Below are 25,642 nucleotides of genomic sequence, written 5' to 3'. Positions count from 1 at the left end.
ACATCGATGACGTCCGTGCCGCGCTTCGCGCGGCAAGCCGAGCATGGCTCGGCTCTACATGAAGCGCGCAAGCGCAATGCCTCAGCCACGCACCATCCCCGTTATTCCAGGAATACGCCGATGACCGCAGCCGCCGCACCTGCCGTACCCGCTTCCACCGCTCCGCGCTGGCCCGTACGCTACCTGCTCTTCATCGGTGGCCTGGGTGGCCTGCTGTACGGCATCGACATCGGCATCATCGCCGGCGCCCTGCCCTATCTTGAAGCAACTGCCAGCCACGCCTGGCAGCTCAGCAGCCAGCAGCTCGGCTTCGTGGTGGCAGCGGTACTGCTCGGCAGCGTGCTGTCCTCGCTGTTCGCCGGCATGGTCGCCGACCTGATCGGCCGCCGCGGCGCGATGCTGCTGGCCGGCCTGCTGTTCACCGCCTCGATTCCGATCATGGCACTTGCCTCCGGCTACACGCCGCTGCTGCTGGGACGCCTGTTGCAGGGCATCAGTGGCGGTTTGATCGGCGTAGTGATTCCGCTGTACCTGGCCGAAGTGCTCAGCCCCGAGCGACGTGGGCGCGGCGCGGCGATGTTCCAGCTGCTGCTGACCGTTGGCCTGGTGCTGGCAGCCCTGATCGGCCTGTACCACGCCCACGCCGTGGATGCCGCCGCCGAAGCCGTGCGTTCGCTGCCGGTCGCGCAGCAGGCACAGGAACTGTTCACGGTGAAGGACCACGCCTGGCGCACCATCTTCTGGACCTGTCTGGCGCCGGGCCTGCTGTTCTGTGCCGGCATCTTCTGGCTGTCCGAATCACCACGCTGGCTGGTGCGCCGCGGTCGCATCGATGAAGCCCGCCGCAGCCTCCAGCGCGTCCTGCCCGCCGCAGATGTCGAGCCCACGCTGGCCCAGATCCAGGCGCCGGAATCGAGCAGCAGCGACGGCAAGCGCGATCCGCTGCTCAGCCGCCGCTACGTGGTGCCGTTCGTGCTGGCCTGCGTGGTGCTGGCCTGTACCCAGGCCACCGGCATCAACTCGGTGCTGGCCTACGCGGTGAACATCCTCAACCAGGCCGGCCTGTCCGGTTCGGTGGCCAACGGTGCCGACGTGGCGATCAAGCTGCTCAACGCGGTGATGACCGTGGTCGCGCTGCTGCTGGTCGACCGCAAGGGCCGCAAGTTCCTGCTGATGCTCGGCAGTGGCGGCATCTGCGTGGCCCTTCTGGCCGCGGCCACGCTGTTCTTCCAGGCCGAACGTGGTCGCGCTGATGTGCAGCCGCAGTTGCAGGCAGCGGTCAACGGCGATGGCCTGCAGCTGGTGCTGGACGACGCCCAGTGGCAGCGCCTGAGCAATGGCATCGACAGCCAGGGCCGACCGATGCAGCTGACCGTGTCGTACGCCTATGGTGACTTCACCAATGTGCGCGCCCTGCGCAGCGACAACCTGACCGATCGCGAGCTGCGCATCGAGCGCGCCGGCACCGTGCAGCCCGACAGCGTGATTGGTGCGTTCTTCCGCAAGCTGCATCTGAATCCGTTCGCCGACCCGGCCAGTGCCACGCAGGCACCGCTGCGCATCGAACAGGCGCGCATCGGCCCGGTGCCGCCGCCGGCACATGGCTGGGCCGTGGCCGCCTGCATCCTGGTGTTCGTCGCGTTCTTCGCGGTCGGCCCCGGCGTGTGCGTGTGGCTGGCACTGTCGGAGCTGATGCCGAACCGCATCCGCTCCAACGGCATGAGCATCGCACTGCTGATCAACCAGTTCGTGTCCACCACCATCGCCGCCATCTTCCTGCCCACGGTGGGCCACTACGGCTACGCCAGCATGTTCGTGTTCTGGGCGGCGTGCACGTTTGTGTTCTTCCTGGTGGCCGCGTTCTGGCTGCCGGAGACCAAGGGCAAGTCACTGGAGGAGATCGAGGCACGGTTCGCGGGAAAGCGGGGCTGACAGCGCCTGCACCTGGCGTCGGCCATACCCCATGGCCTGCCGATGGGGTATGGCCTGCCGATGGGGTATGGCACGCAGACGGGGTAGAGTCGACTGTCAGTCGACTGCTCTTCGCTCCAACACCAGGAACGCCGCGCTCCGCGCGTGAGTCGACCAACAGTCGACTCCACCGCCTCCCATCATTTCCCGGTGATGTGCCTGGCCAACGCCTGCGCCTCGGGTGGCTGGGCTGTGGCACGCAGATGGGTACGGTACGCAGACCCGGTAGAGTCGACTGTTAGTCGACTGCCCTTCGCTGCAACACCAGCAACGCCGCACTACGCGCGTGAGTCGACTAACAGTCGACTCTACCGCTGCCATCACTTCCCGGTGATATGCCTGGCCAACGCCTGCGCCTCGGCAATGCTCGGCAGCCCGCTCAGCATCATCGATTCACCGAACGGGCCTTTCACCGTTGCCACCATCAGCACGCGGCCATCCACACTGATCGCCGCTCGCTGGCCCACCAGTGCTGCCGTGCCATCGTGGATGCGCTGGTGCGCTTCGGGTCGATAGCGGATCTGCAGGCCAGGTTGCTTGGCCTCATCCAGCACGTAGCGCACGTCGGCGATATCTGCGCTGCCGGCAATCGGCGGCTCGCGCAGGGCTAGGATTTCGCCTTGCCATTGCGCCGGCTTGCCTTTGCCGGAGGCGTCCACCGCGCTCAGGCGCACATCCACGCCAGGGCGCGGCACGTGATCCTTCTCTGCCAAGCCACCGGGCGTGGCGCCCGGCATGCAGCCGGCCAGGGTCAAGGCCACGCCCAGCAACAGCGGAAGCGCGGTTCTCACTTCAGCTTCCGCAGCTTGAATGCCACCAGCACCTGCAGCAGGCCGTACAGCAGGCTGCCGATGCCGATCCACAGCGTGGTCACCGCCACGCCGGCATACGGATTGGCCGCAAACAGCAGGCCCAGCACCACCGCCAGCACGCCGCTGAGGATCAGCAACCATTCGCCCTGGATCTGCTTGCGCACACGGATCGCGAACACGATGCGATAGATGCCGGCCACCAGCAGCCACGCCGCCAGGAACAGCACCAGCACGCTGGCCGTTGCCAGCGGATTGATCACCGCCAGGATGCCGAAGCCCAACGAAGCAATGACATACAGCGCAAGCCAGCCGCGCGAAGCGCCGCTGCCGCCACTGACCAGGGCGAACAGGCTGATGACACCTTCAACGATGGCCATCACGCCCAGCGTCCAGGCCAGTGCCGTGGCCGCCGACAACGGCCAGCCGATGGCAACAATGCCGAAACCCAGTGCGACGAGCCCGTACAGCAGCAGAATCCACCAGCTGCGCCCAACCGCCGACAACAGGGGAGACAAGGGGGAATTCATGGCCACTCCTTCGATCCGTAATCGGGTTCATCGTAGCCCGTTGTGATGAAGAGGGGGATCACGGTGGCTCTGGATGGGCTTGGCACAGGCCCGAAGTCAACTAATGATTCACAGTTTTCTTCACTAAACGAAAAACCTCTTTTCGCGGTACGTCATCGTGAATTTCAAGCCCCCTTAATCCTTCCGGAGTGTGCATGTCGGCAGCACATATATGCTGGACAAGCAAGCACTCAGCCCCCTAGGTATCGAGCTGAAGACCTGCACTATCGCGCTGCCGGCGGCGATGTCCGAACGCGTGGTGCTATCGTCGTTCTTCTTCGTGTCACCCGGCGGACTCAGCCCTGCATCAGCCATGCTCCCCAGCAGGTCGCATCCCCCCGGCATCAGTCCAAGCTACTTTGCCTTTGGCTGCAACAGGCGGGATTTGAGTCCGACGAGAAGATACGGAATCGGGTAATACAGGGCGCTTGGTGAATACGGCGATTGAACTAAATATCCCCGACTGGGTCGGGGCTGCTTTCAACGCTTACCTGCCAAATCAAGAGCAACCGCCAGCCTAATCCTCGCCCACTGCGAACGAAGCGATCTCTCGTAGTCCTTCACGCCAGCAATCTGAAAATCCACAACTTTCCCACCAAGCCTTGAAACTTCAAGCTGAATCACTTCCACCCCATTGACCAGGACCGTGTATAGATCCTCAGATTGTTCAGGCGTCCAATTCAACACAAAAGCGCTATCAATCAAGCCGAGCCTGCCCACCATGATAGAGAACAACTGATTTCCCGGCTCTCTAAGCCCAGCCCATGACGCAGATAGCCCCTCACGAAAAGATTGTTCCGCAACGCTTCCAATCAGCTTCATTTAATCCCCCCAGAGTAGCCCTCAAGTTACCAAGCTTATCAGTGAGATCCAGTCGAAGTTACCCGGCGCAATTTCGATACCTTTACCCAAACTAGCTAGCTAAAATACTTTCCACTCTGCATTGATCGCTTTCTCTAAAGAAAACTTCGAACTCATGAACTTCACTTCCTGACCAACTGGCAACTGCATCACGCAAGATTTCCAAGTAAATCTTCAAATCTTCGTCTGCAAAATTTGGAAGACACTCATGTACAACAACAATTTTTTTGCAGGGGATCCACTCAAAATCATTCAAACAATCATACAGAGCATCCCAATTAAACCCAAAATACCCTGGAAACCACAGCAAATAATACAGAGCCCTCAATAACTCGTCCGGAACAGATATATGAGGATCAACCCTCACATAAAACACTTCCGCAGCACTGTATGACGGCATCGACTCATAATAATTTATCGGCAATGAATTAACCCTCAATTATTGATCGGAATAAATGTCTTATAGTGATCTGCAGTGTAGTACATCTCGCCCCCCTTTCCGACAACTATACGCTGAGCTCCAGGCCCTGTGACTCCTGGGGTAGGGTGTACATACTCCATATAGTAGCCAGCCGGCTTAACCGGCAAGTCTCCTGCACGATTTTGGAATATGGAACCATCGTTTCTGTGAGGGTAGGATCCACCTGACTTTATCCGATCTAGAGTTGGACCAAGATCAACAGTACCCTGGAGGACGTTACCGGTTTTCTTATCAACAACCGTAACTCCATCAATGAAGCGGGTTGGCTCCTTACGAGCCGCAGTACTTTTTTCCGCCCCAACCAGCCCCGCTAGATTTCCTCCCGCCTTTGGCTGTAGTCCCGTCCCAGTCGCTGCATTCTGCACCGACTTCAGGATCTCCTCAGATTTGAGCACACCCTGCTTGGTCGCGGCCCCGGCGATCTCCGCACCCACTTCACCAACGATCTTCGCCCCAGGCAACCGCACCGGGATCAGGAAAGACGCTGCGCCGATGGCAGCACCGTTGCCGTCGCCCTTGGCCACGCTGGCGATCACGCTACCAGCGGCGCCAATGTCGCCACTGAAGGTCCCCATCATCGTCCAGCCGTCACCTCCCCGTATCTTCGTTCCGCGCAGGTTGTTCAGATCATAGAATTTGAGTTGTAGGGCATCCTTGGATACGCCGGAGGACAGCAGGGATCCGATGACCTGTCCGTACAGCGCATCGTTGTTGAGAAGCTCGTTGCCATAGAGATTGAAGTTGTTGTACTCAGCCTCCGTCGCGCCGAACCCGTACGCCCCGCCCATCTTGCTCAGGAATTCAGTGGCCTCGAAATCAACGTTCTCGATGCCCACCAATCGGGCGACCTTTGCATCAACACGCGCGGCACCTTCCGTGGTCAGCCTGCGTACCGCCTCTGCTTCGCTGATACCCTCCTGTGCGGCGAACGCGGCAGCATTCATGTTGATCCACTTCACCTCATCCGGGTGCAGCTGCCGATTGAACCGGTCCCCGGTCAACGCAATGTTCGCGCCCGTGCTTCCACCCAGAGCCCCACCCACCATCGCGCTGCCGATTTCCATCAGCGACTGGTAGTCCTCCCAGCTCAGGCTGCCCTTGTTGCTCTCGAGGAATTCCGAGATCGCAATCTTGGCCTTCTCCGCACCGGCAGCACTCACAGCACCCTTCAACGCATCCGCACCACCCAGCGCGGCCATCGCCGCACCGGCCATGCCGTGCAGCAGCGCGCGTCCGTTGCCGCCGTCGGCCCAGAACGCCTTGCCTTCTTCGGTCTCCGCCTTCTGGCTCAGGTAGCCGCCCAGGTCACCCACGCCCTTGAACAGCAGCTGCCCACCCAGCTGCATCACCTCGGCGCGCTCCTGCATCTTGCGCAGGTCAACGGCCGACAGCGCACTGTCGGTATCAAACCCGGTCGCGGTCCGATCAAGACCGGCCAGGGCACTCTCATTGCCATCGCGCACCACCACCGTGCCGGCGGCGATGTCCGAGCGCGTGGTGCTGCTGTCGTTCTTCTTGGTGCCGCCCAGCAGGCTCAGCCCTGCGCCGGCCGCGCTCCCCAGCGGGTTGCTGATGCCACCTCCGCTGCTCATACCGGTGCCGATGCCACCGCCACTGGTCTTGGCGCGGGATTCGTTCTCGATGTCGACAACGGTCAGGCTGCCGGTATCCAGGCGGTTCTTCGAGGCATCGGCAGTACTGCCGATCACGCCGCCTTCCAGGTGCGTGTTACCGCCTACGGTGATGTTGAAGCCACCGCTGCCGGCAACGATGCCGCTCTGTTCCTGCACGCTGCGCAGGTGGCTCTCGACCTTCTGCTGGCCGATGTTGACGGTGCCGCCGCTGCCGTACACGAACGTGCCGCCAGCCTGGGTCTGCTTGCTGGCGTAGTCGTCGGTGTCCTGCTCGCTGATGATGGACAGGTTGCCGCCGATGCTGGCCACCACCTTGTCGCCGCTCAGCTGGGCACCCTGCAGCGTGGTGTCCTTGCCACTGATGACGGTCAGGTTGCGGTCGGCGTCCACCACGGTTTCAACATGCGTGGTGCCGTTGCCGCTGCCCTTGCCCTTGGCGGTGCTGGCCGACACGTACCAACCGGTCTGCGCGCCGATGCTGAAGCCGATCTCACCGCTGCCGCTCTTGTTCTTCGACGACTGCGTGTGGTCTTCCGCTTCGCTGCGCAGGGTGATGTTGTCCCGCGCGGCCAGCGCCACGTTGTCACCCTTCACCTGGCTGCCGATGATGCTCAGGTCACCGGCGGTGGCGACGATGCTGACGTCGCCCTGGCTGCGGATGGTGCTGCCCACCGCCGACTGGTCGTGGCTGGTCTGGCTGGCACTGGAACTGGAGGCCCCGATGCCGATGCGCAGGCTCACGCCGTCGGTAGCGCCGGAGGCGCCTTGCTGCATGGCGCCGCCCACGCCAGCGGCGGCATTGGCCGCCTGCACCGCGTACAGCGCCTTCAGACGGTCATCCTGCGCATTGCCGGCGGCCTTGGCCGCACCGTAGGCGGCCAGGGCGGCGTCCACCACACCGCCGGTCAGGCCGACGTTGATGCCAGCACTCTTCTGCTTGGTGCTCTGGTGTACGTCGGTGGTGCCCTGCGCTGCGTCGATCACCACCTGCCCGCCCACCAGCTGCGTACCGGTCTTCGAAAGCACGTCCGAACCGGTGATGTGCAGGGTATTGCCGGCACTCAGGTTGACCCGCCCATCGGTTGAACCGATCAGGCTGCCCTGCGGCGCGCTCTGCTCGATCTCCAGGCCCTTTTCCAGCTTGCTCTGGCCGATGGTCAGGTTGAAGCCACCACCGCCGAACACGCCCGAGCGCTTGACGGTCTTGTCGTGCTCTTCGCTGTGCGTGGAGGTTGCCGCGCCAATGGTCAGGTCACGGGTAGCGGCCACCACCACATCACCGGTGGCTGCCACCTGCGCCGCCTGCGCGACGACGTCACGACCGGCGCCGATGGTGACGGTCTCGCCGCTGAGCGTGGTGCCCACCACCAGGCTGTCCCGGGTCGCGTCGTAAGTGGTGGTGGTCTTGCTCGACAGCAGGCCCTTCTTCCTGCGCGTGGTCTCCTGCTCCCAGCTGTGGTCTTCCTGCGCCGCCAGCAGGTTCACGTCGCGCGTGGCCGCGATGCTGATGCCACCGTCGGTGCTGCCGACCTGCGTGGCAGTGAGGTTGGCATCACGTCCAGCCACCAGCGCGATGTCGCCGCCGGCCTGCAGCGAAGTGCCGTGCACGGTTTCGTCCATGCTCTGCGTGGTCTGCGAGAACCGCTTGCCACGGCTCTGCTGCTGGCTGGTGTTGGTGGTGGTTTCGGCCTGCAGGTTGAGATCGCGCCCAGCCACCACGGCCAGGCCGTCGCCGGCCTTCAGCTGCGCGGCCTGCAGGTTCACGTCCTGCCCGGCCTGCATGCCCAGCGAGCCACCGGCCTCGATGCCGCTGGCGTTGAGGGTTTCGCGCGCGTAGCGGTTGCTGCCCCAGCCGCCCTGTTCGGTGGTGGTCAGTGCGTTGAGGTTGATGTCGTTGCCGGCCGTGGCATGGACGTTGTCGCCGGCCTTGGCAGTCACTGCCGTCAGGTTCAGATCGCGGCCGGCATCCAGCGACAGGCTGCCGCCGGCATCCAGCGTGGTGCGGCGCAGGCTGCCATCACCCTGCATCTGCGTGGTGAGGTTGAGGTCGCGGCCGGCCTCCAGCGCCGCGTTGCCGCGGGCACTGGTCTGCGAACCGACCAGTGCCAGGTCACGCCCGGCTTCCAGCGCCAGGCTGCCGCCACTACGGATGCTGGCCACGTCGATGCCGCTGACACTCTTCAGGTCGCGGCCGGCCACCAGGGCCACGCTGCCGCCCTGGATCAGGCCGCTGTTGTTGAGGATGTCCTCCACGGCGGTGATGCGGGCATTGCCGCCAGCGGAAATGCCACCACGGTCGTTGAGCAGGCTGCCGGTATCGATGGTCAATCGATCATCGGCGCGGATCATGCCCTGGTTGGACACATTGCCGGCGCGGATCTCCACCGACTCGCCGGCGATGGCGGCGCCCCCCAGCTGCAGGCGGTTGGCGGTGGCCTGGGACAGGTACACCACCGGTACCAGCACCTTCTGGCCGTCCACTTCCTGGGCGACCATCCACACGATGTCTTCGTTGAGCGCGGCCACCTGTTCGGCCGACAGCGCCACGCCCACGCTCAGCTGCTGGCGCGCGGCTTCGCTGACGCCGGCATCCATCATGGCGCGGTACTGGCCCATGCCATCGCCCTGGTCGGCATCCAGGTAGCGACGCCCGGTCAGGCCGGTGATCTGTTCCATCACCAGGCGCTGCTCGTAGAAGTCGTCACCCATCCGACGCAACTGCTTGTCGGGGTCCAGGTTCAGGCGCTGGAACATGTAGTCCGAGCCGATCCACTGCCCGAAATTGGCGAAGCGCGGATCGGTTTCCACCAGCCAGCGCTGGTTGCCCGGATTGACCGTGTACAGGCCGCCACTGGGCAGCGACAGGCCCGGCAGCGGATTCTGCGGGCTGCCCACCACCTGCGGCGGTGGCACCGTGGTGACACGGCCAGGGCCAGGGGAGCCGGTATCACCGGCCGTGCCCGCACCCTGCGCCTGCGCGCTGGCAGGCCCGGTGGCAACGCCCTGCTGTGCACCCGGTGCGCCAGCGTTGCCACCGACCGCGCCGGCGCCCTGCTGCTGGCCCAGTTCGGGTGCGTAGGCGTTGTTGCCCTGCCAACCGGCAACGTCCAACGGCGTGCCACCGCTGTGCGCGGTGACCACGGCGTTGTTGACCTCGCGCGCTTCGATCTGCACCTTGCGGCCGGCGGTGATGCTGGCATTGCCGCCGGCCAGCGTGACCTGCTTGGTGACCGTGCTGGTGCCCAGCGCGCGGCTGCCGCCATAGATCTCGAAGTCGCAGCGGCTGGGGCAAGGGCGGTAGGTGTAGTCGATGGTCGACGTACGCTGGACCACCTTGTAGCCGGCCAGCGCCTCGTTGTTGACCACGCCGGCCCAGTCGTTGGGGTCTTCGCTGTTGGACGAGCCGCGGCCGTTGATCGAGAGGTTGCGACCAGCGGCGATGGCCGAGTTCCGGTTGTCGACCGAGCCGCCGGACATCTGCATGTCGCGACCGGAAATCAATTGCGACGCCGCGCTGGCGGCGATGACGGTGGTGCCTTCGAGCACCAGGTCCTTGTGCTCGGTCCAGACTTCCAGCACGGCACAGTCGCCCGGGCACAGCTTGCCCGGTGGTGCCGGGCCGTCGATGCCATCGACCCTGAACGTCCCGCTGTCCGGGTCGGCAGCGCCCTCGTTGCCGCTGTAGACCTTGTGCTGGGTGACCAGCACACGGCGCTCGTTGGCCACGCCCAGCGCAGCCAGGATCAGGTCGTTCTCGGCCTGGATGCGCCCGGAGCGGTTGCGGATCTGCTGGGCATTGCCACCGTTCCAGCCCTGCAGGCGGATATCGCCCAGGCTGAAGAGCTCGCCGTCGAGGTTGTCGATGTAGTTGGCATACAGGTTGATGCGGCCGGTGGCCGCCATCAGCCCTTCGTTGTAGTCGCGTGCGACCAGCGTGTCGCCCAGGTCGCGGCCGTTGGTGATGCGCGAGGCGCGCAGTTCCAGCGCGTTGCCCATCAGGGTGCCGGTGTTGGTGATGTTGGCAGCCGACACCTCCACCGTATCGCCGTCAACGCGACCGGCATTGCTGAAGTCACCTGCCGTGGTCAGCACAACGCGGCCGCTGCCATTGCCTGCCGTGGCATTGAGCAATGCACCGGTGGTGTTCTCGATCCGGGCCGCCGAGACTTCAAGGGTGCCCTTGCTCTCCAGGCGCCCCTGGTTGACCAGTGCGCCGGCAACGTCCAGCTTCAGCAGTCCGTTGCTCTCCAGGCGCTGGCCGTTGCCATGCACGTAGTCACCGGCCAGCGTCAGGCGCAGCTCGCTGCCGCCGAACAGGCGGCCGATGCCGCTGAAGGCCTGCAGGCGTGCGCCGAGTGCTTCATAGGCGCTGATTTCGCCGCCACCATTGGCCAGGCTGCCCAACGTCAGCTGGCTCTGGCGACTGAGCAGCCGGCCGTTGCTGTTGTCCAGCGCGGCAAGATCCAGGCGCAGCAGGTTGCCTGCGCTGAGCTGGCCACCAACGTTGAATACCTGTGCGCCTGCGCGCTCCAGGTACAGGGTATTGGCGGCGTGGACCATGCTGCCGGCGTTGTCCAGCGAAGCGGTCTGCAGGCGCAGGTCGGTTCCAGCCACCAGCTTGGCCTGGCCGCCTTCGGCGCGGTTGTCCACGCTGCCTGCTGTCAGCGTCAGCGCACCACCGGTACTGCCCAAGGTGCCGCCACGGTTGTCCAGCGCACCGGCCGATTCCAGCGTCAGCTGCCCGGTGCCGTTGGCCACGATGCGGCCGCCACGATTGTCCACCGACGCCGCACGGATGCTCGCCGAGCCCTGTGCTTCGATGTTGCCCTGGCTGTTGTCCAGTGCCTGGCGGATCTGCAGATCCAGCGAGGTGCCGCCGTGGACCAGGCCACGCTGGTTGGCCAGCCCACCGGCCACGTCGAGCGCGAGTTCCTGGCGGGCGTACAGGTTGCCATCCACGTTGCGCAGGTCGCCCGTGCGGCTGGTCACGCGGGCGTTGCCCTCGGCCCCCAGCAGGCCATTGCTGTTGTCCAGCTGGGAGGCCAGCACCTGCAGCTGGCCGGCGCCACGCTGCACGATGGTGCCAGTGCGGTTGTCCAATGCCCCCGTGGCGTCCACGATGAGGGTGCCGCCGGCGTCAAGGCGGCCACCGGCGTTGACGATCTCCGTACCGGTCACGCGCGCACCGGTGCCCGCGGTCAACGTACCGCCGCTGTTGTCGAGGCGACCGGCAACGGCCACCTCCGCCTCGCCGTTGCCGACGATCAGGCCGGCATTGCTGTTGTCCAGCGTGCCGGTCTCGATTTTCAGCACACCCGTGCCCGCATGCTCGATGCGACCGCCCTGGTTCAGCAGCTGCGCCGCCCGCAGATGGACATTGCCGGCGTTGGCGGCGATGCGCCCGCCTGCATTGCGCAGCGCGCCTGACAGGCTCAGCTCGAACGGATCGGTGCCGGTCTGCAGCAGTTCGCCGGCGCTGTTGTCCAGCGCGGCCGCCAACAGGCCGATGCGCGTGCCCTGCAGGCTACCCGCATTGCGCAGCAGGTCGGTGGCACGCAGGTCGAGCAGACCGATCGCGGTCAGGCTGCCACCGGCATTGCGCCACTCGCCGGAGCGCGCCTGGGCCAGCAGGGTGTCACCCGACCAGACCTGGCCACCTTCCAGCAGCAGGCTGTCGCCCAGCAGGTGAACCTGCTGGCCGGCGTTGATCTGGCCGGCGTTGCGCAGCTGCTGGCGCGCATCAAGGGTGACGCTGCCGGTGCTGCCGACTTTGCCGTCGGCCAGCAGGCCCGCCACGATCACGCCGCTGTTGTCGATCTGCCCTGCCCGTACCTCGATGTCACCCGAGGCAAGCACGCGCCCGCGATTGCTGGCCTGGGCGGCCTGCAGCGTGACGGTGCGCGCCTGCACGTCGGCCGCCGTGCGCAGTGCCTGCACGGCCTGCAGCGACAGCGCGCCGCTGGCGAACAGCGCCGCCTGGTTGTCCAGGTCGCCACCGCTGTGCACCTGCAGATCGGCGGCGCTGTCGATTGTTCCCTTCAGCGTCACGTCGCTATCGGCGGACAGCGCGACGCCCTGCTGCGCAAAGACCTTGCCCGACTGTTCCAGGCTGCCGCCTGCGTGGGCGGTGAGCGTGCCGGCGGCCAGCGCACGCCCGCCCAGCACCAGGGCCTGGTCACTGCCGAGCTGCACGTTGCCACGCTCGCTGCCCAGTTCACCCTGGCTGCGCAGGGTCCGGCCCCGCGCCTGCAACGCCTGGCCGGCCACCAGGCTGCCCTGGTTGTCCAGCGAATCGCGCGCGGTGACATCGACATCGCCGGCGCCGTAGAGGTCGCCACGGTTGTCGATCACATCGGCCTTGGCCGTCAGCGCGCCCTTGGCGAACACGTTGCCTGCGTTGTCCAGCGTCACCGCATCCAGCTGCAGCGACTGCGCACTGGACAGGTTGCCGCCGGCGCGGTTGTGCAATGCATCCGCGCGCACATCAAGCGCGCCATCGCTGGCGATCACGCCGGCATTGTCCAATGTGGTGGTGCGCAGCTGTGAGCGGTCGCGACCGTAGATCACACCACTGTTGCTCAGCTCAGTGGCGCGCAGGTCCATTGCCTGCTGGCCATGCAGGCGACCGTCGTTGATGACCTTCTGCACGTCCACGGCCACCACGCGTGCCAGCGCCGTGGCGGCCGCCTGCTGGCGCAGCGCGCCACCCTGCAGGGTCAGGGTACCGCCGGCTTCAAGCCGGTTGCGGTTGTCGAGCGTGGCAGCGGCCAGGCGGGCATCGGCCGCACTGCCGATGATGCCGGCGTTGTCCAGCACATCGGCGTCGACCTGCAGGCCCTTGCCCCCCTGGATGCTGCCGGTGGCGTCATTGTCGATGCGGGCGTTGGCCTTCAGTGCCAGCAGGTCCACCGCCTGCAGCGTGCCGCTGTTGCGCAGACGGTCGACCGCCAGCGCGGCCTGGCGGGCCTCAAGGGTGCCTTGGTTGTCCACGCCGCCGGCAGACAGTTCCAGCGCCTGCTCGGAGAGGATGCGTCCGGCGTTGTCCAGCTGCTGGCGCGCCTGGATCTTCAGCAGCGCGCCCGCAGACAGCTCGGCACCCTTCAGCTGGGTGATGCGGTCGGCCGCCGCACGCAGGTTGGCACCGGCACCGATGATGCCCTCGTTGTCGATGCTGGCCGCGTCGAGTTCGACGTCGGCGTCGCTGTACAGCTGGCCGGCGTTGTGCAGCTGCGCGGCCATCATCCGTACGCCCTGGTTGCCCAGCAGCAGGCCAGCGTTGTCCACCTGGCGCGCCTGCACATCGAGCACGGCCTGCGCGCCCAGGCGCGCGCCCTTGCCCTGCGCCAGCGTGTCGGCACGCACGGCAAGCCCGGCGCCTGCGGTCACCTGTGCACGGTTCTGCACCTGTGCGGCAGCCAGCGCGATGCTGCCCGCGCTCTTCACCGTGTCAGCCAGCGTCAGCGTGCCACCGGCGTCCAGCTGCATCTGCGCGGCCTGCGTGCTGCCGGCCAGGTCGAGATTCTGGAGGACGCGTACCGCCATCGCACCGCCCGCCGACGTGGAACCGGCAAGCGACGCCTGCCGGGCACGGATCTGAAGATCCCCCTGCGCGTACTGCGTGCCGTCGGCCTTCAGGTCGCCCTCGGCCTCGATCTGCAGGCGGCCTGCGGCGGCGGTGCGCCCTGCCAGGCGGACGTCGCCGGCCTGGGTCAGGATGAAGTCCCCCGCATCGGCCACCATCTGGCCGGTACTGCGCACGCCCACGCCGGCCTCGGTGCCGACCAGGCGGATCTTGCCTGCGTACATGCCACCGAGAGCAGCAACGTCCAGGCCGAACTGCGGGCGTTCGCCTTCTCCGCTGATCGCCTGCGTCGCCAGCGTCTGGGCATCGATCTGGTTGGCGCCGGTCACCACGTTCACCTGGCGTGCCCACAGGCCGGCGTTGAGCTGCACCGCGCGGGCCAGCAGGTCGACACCTTCCAGGTTGCCGGCATCCAGGCCATTGCCTTCCAGGCGGATCGTTCCGCGGGACACCCGGAACGCCGACAGGCTGCCATCGTTGCCGAACACCGGGGTGCCGGTGGTCAGCGTGCCACGGGTGGTATTGATGAAGCCGCAGCCATCGCAGGTGATGCCATTGGGGTTGGCGACGATCACCGCCGCCGAGCGCCCCGCCACCTCGATGTGGCCCTGCAGGCGCGAGGCGTTGGTGGATGTCACCTCGTTGAGGATCAATCGTGCCGACTGGCCCGGCTGCAGGTTGCCGTTGCCCTGGATGTAGCCACCCAGCTGCGTCTGCACGGTGCTCGCGCTGTTGTTGAGGATCTGCCCCTCGCGCCCGACGTTGTAGTCCTGGAAGCGGTTGTGCGATACGCCGCCCGCGTTGGGCCGGTTGATCTGGATGACCGGCACACCGTTCGCCGCCTGGTCGGCCCGTGCCTGCTCGCCGGCCTGCACCTGCACCTGGGCAAATGAGCTGCCCGGGGCCAGGAACGCCAATGCCAGGGTGGCGCTCGCCATCGCGATGCGCAGGCGCGTGGCCCAACCGGCGCCCGAAGCGGACAGGGACAGACTGCGGAATACGTTCTTCATGCCAGGTGCTTCCATCAACCCAGGGGGAACTGCACACACAACAACCCGATCACATCGCCACCTGGCGACGGTGCTTCCAGCCGGATCAGAACTGCCAGGACGCGCGGAATCCGATCACGTGCCCGCGTGCCTCATGCTTGAGCCACGCCGGGCGGCTCATCGGTACGCCGACGAAGCCATCCCACGCCAATCCGCCCAGCTCGCCACGTGCACCCAGGTGGGCGCCGCTGAGGGTTCCGCCGCCGATCCCCTGGCGGTCGTCGCGCTCGATGTGGCCGATATCGATGCCCGCATAGGGCGCGATGGCGCGATGTGCCATCCAGCTGATGCTGTTGCGCCAGTAGCCGCCACGGCTGCCGCCGAGTGGCACCTCGCCGTCGAAGCCGTTGACGGTGTAGCGGCCACCGACACTGATGAACTCCGAGCCGTACAGCGTGTCCTCGCTCCACTGGTAGCGGAGCGCGGTGTTCCATGCCAACGGGCGCGGCCCGGAGGTCAATGCGCCGCCGGCGCCGACATCCAGCGTGGTCAGCCCATAGCGGAAGGTCGGCGCCAGGCCATCGCGGCCCACGGCGTCATCATCGCCCCCCAACCATGGCACGCCACGGCGGTGTGCCAGGCGGATATCGGCCTGGACCCGCCCCAGGTACTGGCGGTGCAGCAGCGCCAGCTCGACCGAGGTGGTACGGCGGCGCTGGCCTTCGATCTCCACGCCTTCCACGTAGCTGTGCGACGACCGTTGCGCCACGCGCAGCTCGATGCCGCTGCGATAGCTCTTGCCGCGCACCAGCAGCCGTTCCACGGCCAGGTCGACGTTGCTGGAGGTGCCGGTGCTGGCGAACGTGTCGGCGTTGCTGGCGATGGTCTGCTTGTAGCGCGAGCTGTAGGTGCTGGTGCTGAAACGCCAGTTGCCCAGCGGAACCGACCACGACGCATTGAAACCGTGGGTACCCCGGCCCTTGTCGGCACTGCCGTCGCTGCTGACGCCAACGCTGAGCAGGTCGTTGACGCGAGCCAGGTTGTCCACCCACGCGGTCGCACCGACCTGCTGCTTTCCGGTCGCACGGCTGCCGGCATCATCCAGCGACACCGACGCACGCCAGCGCTTGCCGTGGCGGATGCTGATGACCACGTCCGACTCGCCGGGCGCCTCGCCCGGCACCAGCTCCATGTTCACGTCCTGCGACGGAACGCGCTTGAGCTGCTCCAGGCCCTGTTCCAACGCGCGCAGATTGAGCACATCCCCCGGCCGCGCGGGAAACGCACTCTTCCACATCGAATCGGGAACCTCTTCCGCGTTGAAGCGGATCTGCCGGATCACGCCCGGTACCAGCTGCAGGCGCAGGGTTCCACTGCCCAGACTCTGCTCGGGCAGGCCGATGCGGGTGGTCACGTAACCCTTGGCCAGCGCCAGATCCGAGGCACGCCGCACGATCAGCGCAATGCCCTGCTGGCCCACGCAGCGGCCACGGTAGCGGTCGAGATAGCGCTGCAGGAACGCGAACTGCGCCAGATGCGCGCCGTCGAGCTGCAGCTGCTGCAGGGTGAAGCACGGTTCTTCGTCCGGCAGTGCCAGCGAATGCAGATCGGTGGCAGCGGCCGGCTGTTCACGTGATACATCCGGCAATGCCTGCCGCTGCTCACGCTCGCGTGCCTCGCGCTCGGCGCGTTCGCGCAGTTCCTGCTGCTCGGCGAACGAGGGACTGGCCGACTGCGCATGCACGACGCCGATCAACAACAGCCCCGCAGTGCCCAGAACGGCACGCATGCTGCATCCTGCTTTTCTGTTACCCATCAACGACTTCCTTGTCCAGCATTGGTACAGACCTGAAGCTGTGAACAGACATCGTGCAGAGAGAACGTGCGACCGACACCGACTCGACCGCCAACCGCTATCGGCGGGAGTGCGCGGAACTTTAGGGTCTTTGCATCCGTGCACCCATTGCGGCGATGCAGTCGAGCACCGCGCGCTGAAGGATGGGCATCCTTCAGCTGCCGTCATGCGATGTCAATCGCTCCGGTCATCACGGCACCCGTGCGCACACCCATGCCCGCACGTCCCTGGCACCGGCCAGCCGCAACGTCTCGGCGATTTCCATCACTGTGCTGCCGGTGGTCATCACATCGTCCACGACGGTCAGCCGTGTCGGCGGCGACAAGCGCGTGCCGAATGCGTCAAAGAGATTGTCCCTGCGCTGTTCTGCGCTGCGCTCGGACTGCGGCGCGGTGTGGCGGCGTCGGTAAAGCCCCTGCCAGACCGGCATCGGCAGCAGACGGCACAATTCGGCAGCCTGGTTGTAGCCGCGCTGGCGCAGGCGTCGATTGTGGAGCGGGACCGGCACCAGCGGCGTGCACGACCAGGGGGGTGGTGCGCGCTGCATCAGCTGCGCGAGCAGGCGCCCGGCCGCCAGGTCCTGATGGAACTTGTAGCGCACCAACAGCTGATCGACGGGGGGAAGGTACAGCAGGCTGGCATGCGTGGCGGACTGTGGCGGCGCCTCGTCGCGGCATATGCCGCAGACGATCAGGGCGTTCCCGGGTAGCGGGAGTGCACAGCGCAGGCAGGCACGACCGGCCCAGGGCAGATCGGCGAGGCAGGCGCTGCACAGGTCAAGTTCATCGTGGCCCGGCTCGCCACAGACCAGGCAGCGCAGTGGCAGCAGCACGCGAAGCGCTGCCTGCAGAAGACGAGTGGGCGTGGACAGGGCCGGCATGCGCTACAGCGTGATCGCGCCGCGGCCCCGGGGCCATCAGGCGCACGCCCTTCAACCCGTAGGCATCCTTACCCGTTTACGGAGCACTTCACCGCGTCGGCGCAGGTGCGGCATCCACACGCGTGCGGTACACCATGTAGGGCTTCTGCCGGCGATCCACGCCGCCATTGAAGCCGGCCTGTCGATGCAGCTGGTTGGCGGTGAAATACAGATAGCCGTCCGGCCCCATCGACAGCGTATCCGGCCACAGGATGCGCGGGTCGTGCACCACCGTCGTCCATCGCCCCTGCGCGTCGCGGGCATGGATGGCGTTGTGCTCGTAGTCGCTGGCATACAGCCGCCCGTTGGCGTCCATCTCCATGCCATCGGAGGCGCCCTTGTCGCCCAGGTCGACCACCGCCGCCGCCAGTTCCGCTTCACTCACCTCCGGGTCGCGCAGCAGCGCGGTCGGCACGCTGTACAGATGACGGCTGGACAAGGGCGTGTAGAACAGGGTGCCGCCATCGGGCGACAGGGCGATGCCATCGGCGGCCACGGTGAACGGCGCCGACGAACCATCGGCGTTACGCAGTCGCATCTGCTGCCCTTCCACGATCGGTACGAATGCCGGATCCGCCGATGTGGACACATGACCGACCAGGCGCTTGGACGCGACGCCAGTGGCGAGGTCGATCACGATGATGCCGCCGATACCACTCAGCGACGAATCGGTCACGTAGGCCACGCCCTCGCGGCCGACCCGGAAGTCGAATCGCACATCGTTGACATAGGTGCGCGCATCGATGACGTTGGCCGGAAACACCAGCGTCCTTGCCACGCTGTCGGTGGCAAGGTCGATCGCCACCAGTTTGGCCCCGCCGGCCTGCGGAGCGGAGAAGCCCGGCGCAGCGGTATCCAGCACCCAGAGGCGACCCTGGCCATCGGCCACCACGCTCTGCACGCTGATGAAGTGTGCAGCCGGGTCCGCTCCTTCCGCGCTGTTGATGCGCGCATCCGGATAGGGCACGGCGCGGCCGTCGCGCCATTCGGCCACGCTGTAGGCCACCTCATCGCCCCAGCGCGGGAAGTTGACGAAGATGCGCCCGGTTTCAGATACCGCCACGCTGGTGGGCATGGCGCCTTCGAAACGCGCCACCGGTTCGAGGGTGCCGATGCTGCGCTCGCTGGGTAGCATTGGGGTGCCCGCCAACGCCAGCGCGGGGGAACTGGCCAGGGCCAGGACGGCAGCCGCCAGGCTGCGGATACGGCAGTTGATCATGGTCGCGCTCTCGATGCAGGTCCGGGTGCAGCCCCGGCGTGGACGCATCTTCTGCGTCGCGCGTGGCATCGGGTAGACGGTGCAACGCGGAATCAGCTTCACTACTGGAGTGAAGATGGAGGGCTGATTGATCGCGTTGATTGAAGCAATGAATGTCGTCGATCAGTTGCGTGCCTGCGCTGGGGCGAACCCGCTCAACACATCTCAACGGCTGCCAACGCGGTCTCGAACCTGCGCTGGCCTTCTTCACCCCACCAGGGAACGGTCATCACGCCACCCCGCCGCTGCAACTGGTGCAGAAGGAGCAGGAAGGCCTGGACCTCCCGCTGGCCCCATGACGATCCCATGCGGTAGTCGAGCGTCAACCCATGGCGCATGACGAGCACACCCAGTTCTGGCAGAAGAACGCCGCCGCAGGCAATGTCTGCAAGGCCGACATGGAAGGGTTCCACTTCGCCCTGGAGAACGCGTCGCGCGTCGCCCGGTCCCATGAACGGCTGACCACGATCTTCCGCACGGTGCCAGAGATGCACGCTTCCAGAACCCGCGACGCGGGCACCGCAGGCAAACAGATAGGCGAACGCATCGGCCGTCCCGGCGGCCTCACGGTACGCGAGCTCCACTTCCGGAAGCGAGCCATCATCGGTGACGAAGTAGCACCGCAACGTCGCCAACACCTCCTGTCGGAGGAACATTGCTGCTCCAGGCTGCATTGCTCCTAGTCATCTCCATTTTCGCGGGTGCGGGAGGTTCGCACGGCAGGCGCCTCGACAGCCATATCTCCAGCCGGTTTCGGCACCATCAACAGCTCCGCCAACCCGCGATAGATCGGTACCCTGCACACCAGCCCGGACACACCACGGGCGATCAGCACCGTCGCCAGGATCGGCAACAGCAGGTCGCCACTGTCGGTCAGCTCCAGCGAGATCACCGCCGAGGTCAGCGGTGCCTGGGTGACGCCGGTCAGGTAGGCACACATGCCCAGCAGCACGAACGCGCGCGGGTCCACGCCCGGCATCAGCACTGCCAGGTTGTGGCCGAGTCCCGCGCCGACCGCCAACGCAGGCGAGAACAGGCCACCGGGAATGCCCGCCACGTACGAGGCCAGATTGGCCAGCAGCTTCATCAAGCCGAACTCGTGGCCGACCATTGCCTGGCCCTGCACCAGGCTGCGCGCCTGCTCGTAACCGGTGCCGAACGCGCCTTCACCGAACACCAGGGCGAGCAGTACCACCACCAGGCCACAGCCTGCGGCCAACAGCACCGGATGCCGCTGCCGCAGTAGCCCGAGCCAACGCGGGCGACCCGCAGCGCTGGCCAGCACGGCACGTGCGAACAGCCCGCCCAGCAGCCCCGCCACCACGCCGCACAGCAGGATTGCCAGCCAGCCCTGGCCCAGCGGCAGGCGTGCGCTCACATGGCCGAAATAGGTGTAGTTGCCCAACAGACCGAGCGATACCACGCCACCGACGATCACCGCGGTCAACAGGGTGCCGGAGAAGCGATGTTCAAAACGGCCGCTGAGCTCCTCGATGGCGAAGACGATGCCCGCCAGCGGCGTGTTGAACGCCGCCGCAATACCGGCAGCGCCACCGGCCAACAGGAAGTGCGAGAGCTCGCGCGGATCCTTGAAGCCGAACCAGCGGCCGAACAGGTACATCAGGCTGGCGCCCACATGAACCGTCGGGCCCTCGCGGCCGACCGATGCACCACCCAGCAACGACAGCGAGGTCAGCAGCAGCTTGCCGGCCGAAACCACGGGTGACAGGTTGGTTTTCCGGAACGGCTCATCGGCCTTGTCCAGCGCAGCGATGACCTGCGGAATACCGCTGCCCCGCGTGGGTTTCAGCACGCCGGAGGTCAGCCAGGCCAGCAGTGCGAAGATGCCCGGCGTGAGCAGCAGGGCCCACCACGGCGAGTGCGAGGTGATGCGCTGGAACAGATGGAAGGCCGCATCGCTGGCCTTGGCGAACAGGATCGCCACCAGCGCCACGGCCACGGCACCGCCCCAGAGCGCGGCGCGGCGGCGCCAGGCCTCGCTGAGGACCAGCGCGGTGATGCGGCCGCGAAGGCGATGGAGATCGGTCATTGGCACAGTCTGCGCGCCAGCGCTTGCGTTGGGCAGCGGTTATTGTGGCTGCAGGCCTTGCAGGATGCGGTGAAACGCACGAGTGCGGGTGCTCGCCGACAGCACCTGCCGTGTGCAGATACCTATGCGGGCAGACGCTCCCGCCACCGCCGCTTCTCCACCGCACGCACGTTGGGCTGCTGCCGCAGCCACTCCAGATACAGCGGCAGATGGGCCAGCTCGTCATCAGCCGGATCACCGGTGAACTCACGCACCTCGACCAGATTTCCGTAGTTTCTGGCGTACTTGCCGGGCGTGTCATCGATACCGATCATCTGCTCCAAACGGAAGCCGTAGCGCTTCAGCTTGCCCAGCCGCTTCTGCGAGGCGTAACCGCCGGTTTCCCAATCACGGGCCGTGCTGCACCGCTGCGCGGACCACAGGAACGCCAGCGGACGCCCCGGCATCAGGCGGTCCACCAGCGGTTCGGCGTACAGCTGGCCGGAGGACGTCCACACACCCACCGTGAAATGGGCAAAGGCATAGTCGAGGAATGCCTGCAGGTGGGGCCGCAGGTAGACGTGGTAGCCGACGAGGCGGAAATCCGCGGGTCGCTCCAGTTCGCGCTCGCTGGCATGCACCAGCGTCTCATCCAGATCAAGTATCAGCAGCTTTTCGCCCTGCGGCTTCGTGTCCGGTTCCATGCGCATTCTTCTTTCGTTGCCTCAGCTGGCGCCATCTTCCGGATGGACTTCAGCATGTGTCCTTCCAGCAGGTAGATACAGGCGCAGTTCCAACGACGTCCTGGTTGGCGCAAGCCTGCTACCGGACGCGCACCTCGCAACAGCCCATCCGCGTGAGGTCGCCCTGCGCCTGCAACACGCCCCGTTCCACCAGCATGCGTACACGCCGTGCATAGAACTCATCGGGAATTCCCGATCGGCACTCCGGCTGCAGCGACATGGCCATGCCCACAATGCAGGCGATCTTTCGGAACTGCCCGTCGCAGAGGGAGAACAGTTGCTCATCGATCGAGGCGATGTCCTCGTTGGTCAGCGCGGCGATGCTCTGCCGCTGCTGGTCAGTGAGATGGGCATCGTTGTCGGAGCGCTCGTCCGTATCGCGCAGGCAGCCATTGATGGCCAACAGGCGAACCAGCACATAGTGGCCGAAGGCCTCGAGTTCCTCCTTCGGCAACGTCGCCGGATCGAGCTGCCCTGCCGGGTAGTCCTTGAAGGTCACGAAGACGTGGTTCTTCCACTGCCCAGGCGTGTCGGCGTGGCGCAGATCATCCAGCACCACGCGCAGGCCACCGTCGGGCAGTTCGGCAAGGCTGCACAGGACGGCATCACGGCGGGGCGTATAGGTCTGATAGCTGTCCAAGGGAAACTCGCGAATCCGTACGCAGCAGCAAACTTACACCGCAGAGTGTCGTTTCAGCACCCCTTACGCCGTAAACCAATTAATCATCAACATGGTTGACAGGTCGAGAGCGCCCACCCACACTGCCGCCCTCGCTCCACTCGTACCCAAGGTCCCGCCATGGCTGCTGCCATCCGCCACGACTGGCAACACGACGAACTGCAGGCGCTGTTCGATCTGCCGTTCCCCGAGCTGCTGTTCCGCGCCGCCGCGGTGCACCGCGAGCACTTCGATCCGGCGCAGGTGCAGGTTTCCACGCTGCTGTCGGTGAAGACCGGTGGCTGCCCGGAAGACTGCGCGTACTGCCCGCAGGCGCAGCGCTACAACACCGGGGTGAACGCGCAGAAGCTGATGGAGACCGATGCGGTGCTGGCCAAGGCGCGCCAGGCCAAGGCCGCCGGCGCCTCGCGTTTCTGCATGGGCGCCGCATGGCGTTCGCCGAAGGACCGCGACATCCCGAAGGTGGCGGCGATGATCGCCGGGGTGAAGGCACTGGGGCTGGAGACCTGCGCCACGCTGGGCATGCTCAGCAGCGAGCAGGCGCGCGCGTTGAAGGATGCAGGCCTGGACTACTACAACCACAATCTCGACACCGCGCCGGACTACTACGATTCGATCATCCACACGCGCCAGTACCAGGACCGCCTGGATACGCTGGAACACGTGCGCGATGCCGGCCTGAAGACCTGCTGCGGCGGCATCGTCGGCATGGGCGAGACGCGCGCGCAGCGCGTCGGCCTGCTGCTGGCGCTGGCCACGCTGCCGGCGCATCCGGATTCGGTGCCGATCAACAAGCTGGTGCAGGTGGCGGGCACGCCGCTGCATGGCAGTGCCGAGCTGGACCCGTTCGAGTTCGTGCGCATGATCGCAGTGGCGCGCATCGCCATGCCGCGCTCGATGGTGCGGCTGTCGGCCGGGCGCGAGGCGATGAGTGACGAACTGCAGGCGCTGTGCTTCCTGGCGGGTGCCAACTCGATCTTCTACGGCGACAAGCTGCTGACCACCGGCAACCCGGAAAGCGAACGCGACCTGGCCCTGTTCGCCCGGCTCGGCCTGCAGCCGATGGCGGTACAGGTGGATGCCGAGGGCCATGACCATGGCGGTACCGTGCACGCCGATATCAGTGCCGATACGCTCGGCTGCGGCTGCGCTCACGCGGCCTGAGACGGGCCGCAAGCAGGCGCCGCGGCAACGCGCTACCCTAGCCGCCCCGTCGACGCATTCAGCCACCATGGCCCGCCCCGACCTGACCGCCCGCCTCCACGCCCAGCGCGCTCTGCGCGATGCCCAAGGCCGTCGCCGCCCGCGACGTACGGTCACCCGTCGCGACGGCGTGCGCCTTGAGGTGGACGGCCAGTGGCTGACCGGCTTCTGCAGCAACGATTATCTGGGCCTGGCGCAGCAGTTCAGCGTGGTCAATGCGCTGCAGGACGCCGCTGCGCGCGAAGGTGCCGGTGCCGGTGCCTCGCACCTGGTCTGCGGCCACCACGCGATGCACGACGCTCTCGAACGCGAAGTGGCCGAGTGGCTGGGTTACCCGCGTGCATTGCTGTTCGGCAGTGGCTTCGCCGCCAACCTGGCGGTGCAGCAGGCGCTGCTGAGCGAAGAGAACGACGTATGCGTGCAGGACAAGCTCAACCACGCCAGCCTGCTCGATGCGACGCGGCTGGCCGGTGCGCGCCTGCGCCGCTACCCGCACCTGGATGCGGAAGGCGCAATGCGCCAGCTCAAGCACGCACCCGACGGCGCGGCGATGCTGGCCACCGACGGTGTCTTCAGCATGGATGGCGACATCGCGCCGCTGCGTGCGTTGTCGCTGGTCGCGCGCCTGCAGCAGGCGTTGTTCTACGTCGATGACGCGCATGGCGTCGGCGTGGTGGGTGATGGCCGTGGCGCCGTTGCTGCCGCCGGCCTGGGCGTGGACGACGTACCGCTGCAGCTGGTGACGCTGGGCAAGGCCTTGGGCGGTTCCGGTGCGCTGGTGCTGGGCCGCGACGATCTGGTCGAGCACCTGGCCGAAACCGCGCGCCCGTACATCTACACCACCGCCGTGCCACCGGCGATGGCCGCCGCTGCACTCGAGGCGGTGCGCCTGGCGCGCAGGGACAACTGGCGCCGCTCCAAGCTGGCCGACCTGATCGCGCTGTTCCGCAGCGAAGCACGCCGCCACGGGCTGGATCTGATGGCCTCGGAAACGCCGATCCAGCCGCTGCTGTGCGGCGATGACCACAGCGCCATGGCGATGTCCAAGGCGCTGGAACAGGCCGGCTGGCTGGTCGGCGCGATCCGCCCGCCGACAGTGCCGGAAGGCAAGGCGCGCCTGCGCGTTACGCTGTCCGCACTGCATGCACCGGAACAGGTGCGGGGTCTGGTCGAGGCCATCGCCAACGCGCGCGATCGCGTCGACCTGGCCGTACGCGAAACCGCCCCACCGCCGCTGCCCGCTTTTGCCTGAGTTCCGTTTCGTTGCCCATGCATATTGAAGTCACCGGCCGTGGGCCGGACCTGGTACTGATCCACGGTTGGGCCCTGCAGGGCGGCGTGTTCGCGCCGCTGGTACAGCGGCTTGCGGACCAGTTCACCCTGCATCTTGTCGACCTGCCCGGCCATGGGCACAGCCGCGAGGACACCACGCCGCTGCGCCTGCCGTTCGTGGTCAGTGCCATTGCTGCGGCCACGCCACCGGCGGTGTGGTGCGGCTGGTCGCTGGGCGGCCTGTTCGCATTGCACGCGGCGGCAACGCTGCCGAAGGTACGCGGGCTGGCGATGATCGCTGCCACGCCGCGTTTCGTGCGTGGCGAGGATTGGCCGCACGCGGTGGAACCGGCGGTGTTCGAGCAGTTCGGGCACGAGCTGGCCAACGATTTCGGCGGTACCCTGGAGCGCTTCCTGGCGCTGGACGTGATGGGCTCGGCGCACGCCCGCGAGGAGCTGCGCACACTGCGCCAGCGCCTGGTCGAGCGCGGTGCCCCCACTGAACGCGCCCTGCTGGAAGGCCTTCGCCTGCTCGAAAGCACCGACCTGCGCGGCGCCCTGCCGACGCTGGGCAAGCCCAGCCTGTGGATCGCCGGCCAGCGCGACCGCCTGGTGTCACCGGTCGCCATGCAGGCCGCTGCGGCGCTGGCCCCGGGCGCGCAGGCGCTGACCATCGCCCACGGCGGCCATGCGCCCTTCCTCGGCCATGCCGATGAGGTGGCCGCCGCTCTGCAACACTTCGTTGCCGGCCTGTCACCGGCCGATGGCGGACAATGAGCGCCCACCGA

The 25,642-nt window shown here is 66.4% G+C and carries 16 protein-coding genes; 4 read left to right on the top strand and 12 right to left on the bottom strand.

Features of this window, described 5'->3' with window-relative positions; translation table 11 throughout:
• The first annotated feature begins 120 nt into the window (after nt 1-120).
• Nucleotides 121-1,932, top strand: a complete 1,812-nt coding sequence (locus AC5P88_RS12350) for an MFS transporter (protein WP_495225160.1) — start codon at nt 121-123, stop codon at nt 1,930-1,932.
• A 359-nt stretch (nt 1,933-2,291) separates the two neighbouring features.
• Here AC5P88_RS12350 and AC5P88_RS12345 read toward each other — a convergent pair whose 3' ends face one another.
• The 12 genes from AC5P88_RS12345 to AC5P88_RS12290 form a co-directional block, all read right to left on the bottom strand.
• Nucleotides 2,292-2,762 (bottom strand): SecDF P1 head subdomain-containing protein, encoded by a 471-nt coding sequence (locus AC5P88_RS12345; RefSeq protein ID WP_286074452.1) that lies wholly within the window; start codon nt 2,760-2,762, stop codon nt 2,292-2,294.
• Entirely contained in the window at nt 2,759-3,310 is a 552-nt protein-coding gene (locus AC5P88_RS12340; RefSeq protein WP_111205022.1) for an HdeD family acid-resistance protein, read from the bottom strand. Before AC5P88_RS12340 ends, AC5P88_RS12345 begins: the two co-directional genes overlap by 4 nt.
• Before the next feature lie 519 nt (nt 3,311-3,829).
• Nucleotides 3,830-4,171: a hypothetical protein gene (locus tag AC5P88_RS12335; RefSeq protein WP_146268097.1), complete on the bottom strand. Its 342-nt coding sequence runs from the start codon at nt 4,169-4,171 to the stop codon at nt 3,830-3,832.
• Nucleotides 4,172-4,262: 91 nt separating this feature from the next.
• Nucleotides 4,263-4,610, bottom strand: coding sequence for a barstar family protein (locus tag AC5P88_RS12330; protein WP_111205025.1), 348 nt, complete (start codon nt 4,608-4,610; stop codon nt 4,263-4,265).
• A 35-nt stretch (nt 4,611-4,645) separates the two neighbouring features.
• Entirely contained in the window at nt 4,646-14,917 is a 10,272-nt protein-coding gene (locus tag AC5P88_RS12325) for a hemagglutinin repeat-containing protein (protein WP_495225159.1), read from the bottom strand.
• A gap of 85 nt (nt 14,918-15,002) precedes the next feature.
• Nucleotides 15,003-16,685 (bottom strand): ShlB/FhaC/HecB family hemolysin secretion/activation protein, encoded by a 1,683-nt coding sequence (locus AC5P88_RS12320; RefSeq protein ID WP_495225158.1) that lies wholly within the window; start codon nt 16,683-16,685, stop codon nt 15,003-15,005.
• A 256-nt stretch (nt 16,686-16,941) separates the two neighbouring features.
• Nucleotides 16,942-17,631, bottom strand: coding sequence for a ComF family protein (locus AC5P88_RS12315; protein WP_495225157.1), 690 nt, complete (start codon nt 17,629-17,631; stop codon nt 16,942-16,944).
• Between the two features lie 88 nt (nt 17,632-17,719).
• Entirely contained in the window at nt 17,720-18,889 is a 1,170-nt protein-coding gene (locus AC5P88_RS12310; protein WP_495225156.1) for an L-dopachrome tautomerase-related protein, read from the bottom strand.
• A 194-nt stretch (nt 18,890-19,083) separates the two neighbouring features.
• Nucleotides 19,084-19,584 (bottom strand): hypothetical protein, encoded by a 501-nt coding sequence (locus tag AC5P88_RS12305; protein WP_495225155.1) that lies wholly within the window; start codon nt 19,582-19,584, stop codon nt 19,084-19,086.
• A gap of 23 nt (nt 19,585-19,607) precedes the next feature.
• A complete protein-coding gene (locus tag AC5P88_RS12300) occupies nt 19,608-20,978 on the bottom strand; it encodes a chloride channel protein (protein ID WP_495225154.1) in 1,371 nt (456 codons plus the stop codon).
• 122 nt (nt 20,979-21,100) lie between these two features.
• Nucleotides 21,101-21,661, bottom strand: coding sequence for an NIF family HAD-type phosphatase (locus tag AC5P88_RS12295; protein WP_495225153.1), 561 nt, complete (start codon nt 21,659-21,661; stop codon nt 21,101-21,103).
• Nucleotides 21,662-21,779: 118 nt separating this feature from the next.
• Nucleotides 21,780-22,340, bottom strand: coding sequence for a DUF3658 domain-containing protein (locus AC5P88_RS12290; protein WP_495225152.1), 561 nt, complete (start codon nt 22,338-22,340; stop codon nt 21,780-21,782).
• Nucleotides 22,341-22,499: 159 nt separating this feature from the next.
• On the opposite strand from AC5P88_RS12290, the gene bioB reads away from it, so the two are divergent.
• The 3 genes from bioB to bioH all read left to right on the top strand — a co-directional run bounded on the left by bioB (nt 22,500) and on the right by bioH (nt 25,631).
• The gene (bioB, locus tag AC5P88_RS12285) at nt 22,500-23,543 is read left to right on the top strand and encodes a biotin synthase BioB (RefSeq protein WP_495225151.1); all 1,044 of its coding nucleotides are present in this window, start codon (nt 22,500-22,502) and stop codon (nt 23,541-23,543) included.
• 67 nt (nt 23,544-23,610) lie between these two features.
• Complete coding sequence (bioF, locus tag AC5P88_RS12280; RefSeq protein ID WP_286074464.1) at nt 23,611-24,834, top strand: 8-amino-7-oxononanoate synthase; 1,224 nt, start codon at nt 23,611-23,613, stop codon at nt 24,832-24,834.
• Nucleotides 24,835-24,851: 17 nt separating this feature from the next.
• Nucleotides 24,852-25,631: a pimeloyl-ACP methyl ester esterase BioH gene (gene bioH / locus AC5P88_RS12275; protein WP_495225150.1), complete on the top strand. Its 780-nt coding sequence runs from the start codon at nt 24,852-24,854 to the stop codon at nt 25,629-25,631.
• Nucleotides 25,632-25,642 lie beyond the last annotated feature (11 nt).

It is taken from the genome of Stenotrophomonas sp. YJH_SMC_8, assembly GCF_059371315.1.
This window is presented reverse-complemented; position numbering and strand designations above follow the sequence as displayed.

Coding starts and splice junctions, on each gene's coding strand:
- AC5P88_RS12350 (WP_495225160.1), top strand. CDS start 121: ATGACCGCAGCCGCCGCACCTGCCGTACCCGCTTCCACCGCTCCGCGC.
- AC5P88_RS12340 (WP_111205022.1), bottom strand. CDS start 3,310: ATGAATTCCCCCTTGTCTCCCCTGTTGTCGGCGGTTGGGCGCAGCTGG.
- AC5P88_RS12300 (WP_495225154.1), bottom strand. CDS start 20,978: ATGACCGATCTCCATCGCCTTCGCGGCCGCATCACCGCGCTGGTCCTC.
- bioB (WP_495225151.1), top strand. CDS start 22,500: ATGGCTGCTGCCATCCGCCACGACTGGCAACACGACGAACTGCAGGCG.
- bioH (WP_495225150.1), top strand. CDS start 24,852: ATGCATATTGAAGTCACCGGCCGTGGGCCGGACCTGGTACTGATCCAC.
- bioF (WP_286074464.1), top strand. CDS start 23,611: ATGGCCCGCCCCGACCTGACCGCCCGCCTCCACGCCCAGCGCGCTCTG.
- AC5P88_RS12305 (WP_495225155.1), bottom strand. CDS start 19,584: ATGTTCCTCCGACAGGAGGTGTTGGCGACGTTGCGGTGCTACTTCGTC.
- AC5P88_RS12315 (WP_495225157.1), bottom strand. CDS start 17,631: ATGCCGGCCCTGTCCACGCCCACTCGTCTTCTGCAGGCAGCGCTTCGC.
- AC5P88_RS12320 (WP_495225158.1), bottom strand. CDS start 16,685: ATGCGTGCCGTTCTGGGCACTGCGGGGCTGTTGTTGATCGGCGTCGTG.
- AC5P88_RS12330 (WP_111205025.1), bottom strand. CDS start 4,610: ATGCCGTCATACAGTGCTGCGGAAGTGTTTTATGTGAGGGTTGATCCT.
- AC5P88_RS12310 (WP_495225156.1), bottom strand. CDS start 18,889: ATGATCAACTGCCGTATCCGCAGCCTGGCGGCTGCCGTCCTGGCCCTG.
- AC5P88_RS12295 (WP_495225153.1), bottom strand. CDS start 21,661: ATGGAACCGGACACGAAGCCGCAGGGCGAAAAGCTGCTGATACTTGAT.
- AC5P88_RS12325 (WP_495225159.1), bottom strand. CDS start 14,917: ATGAAGAACGTATTCCGCAGTCTGTCCCTGTCCGCTTCGGGCGCCGGT.
- AC5P88_RS12335 (WP_146268097.1), bottom strand. CDS start 4,171: ATGAAGCTGATTGGAAGCGTTGCGGAACAATCTTTTCGTGAGGGGCTA.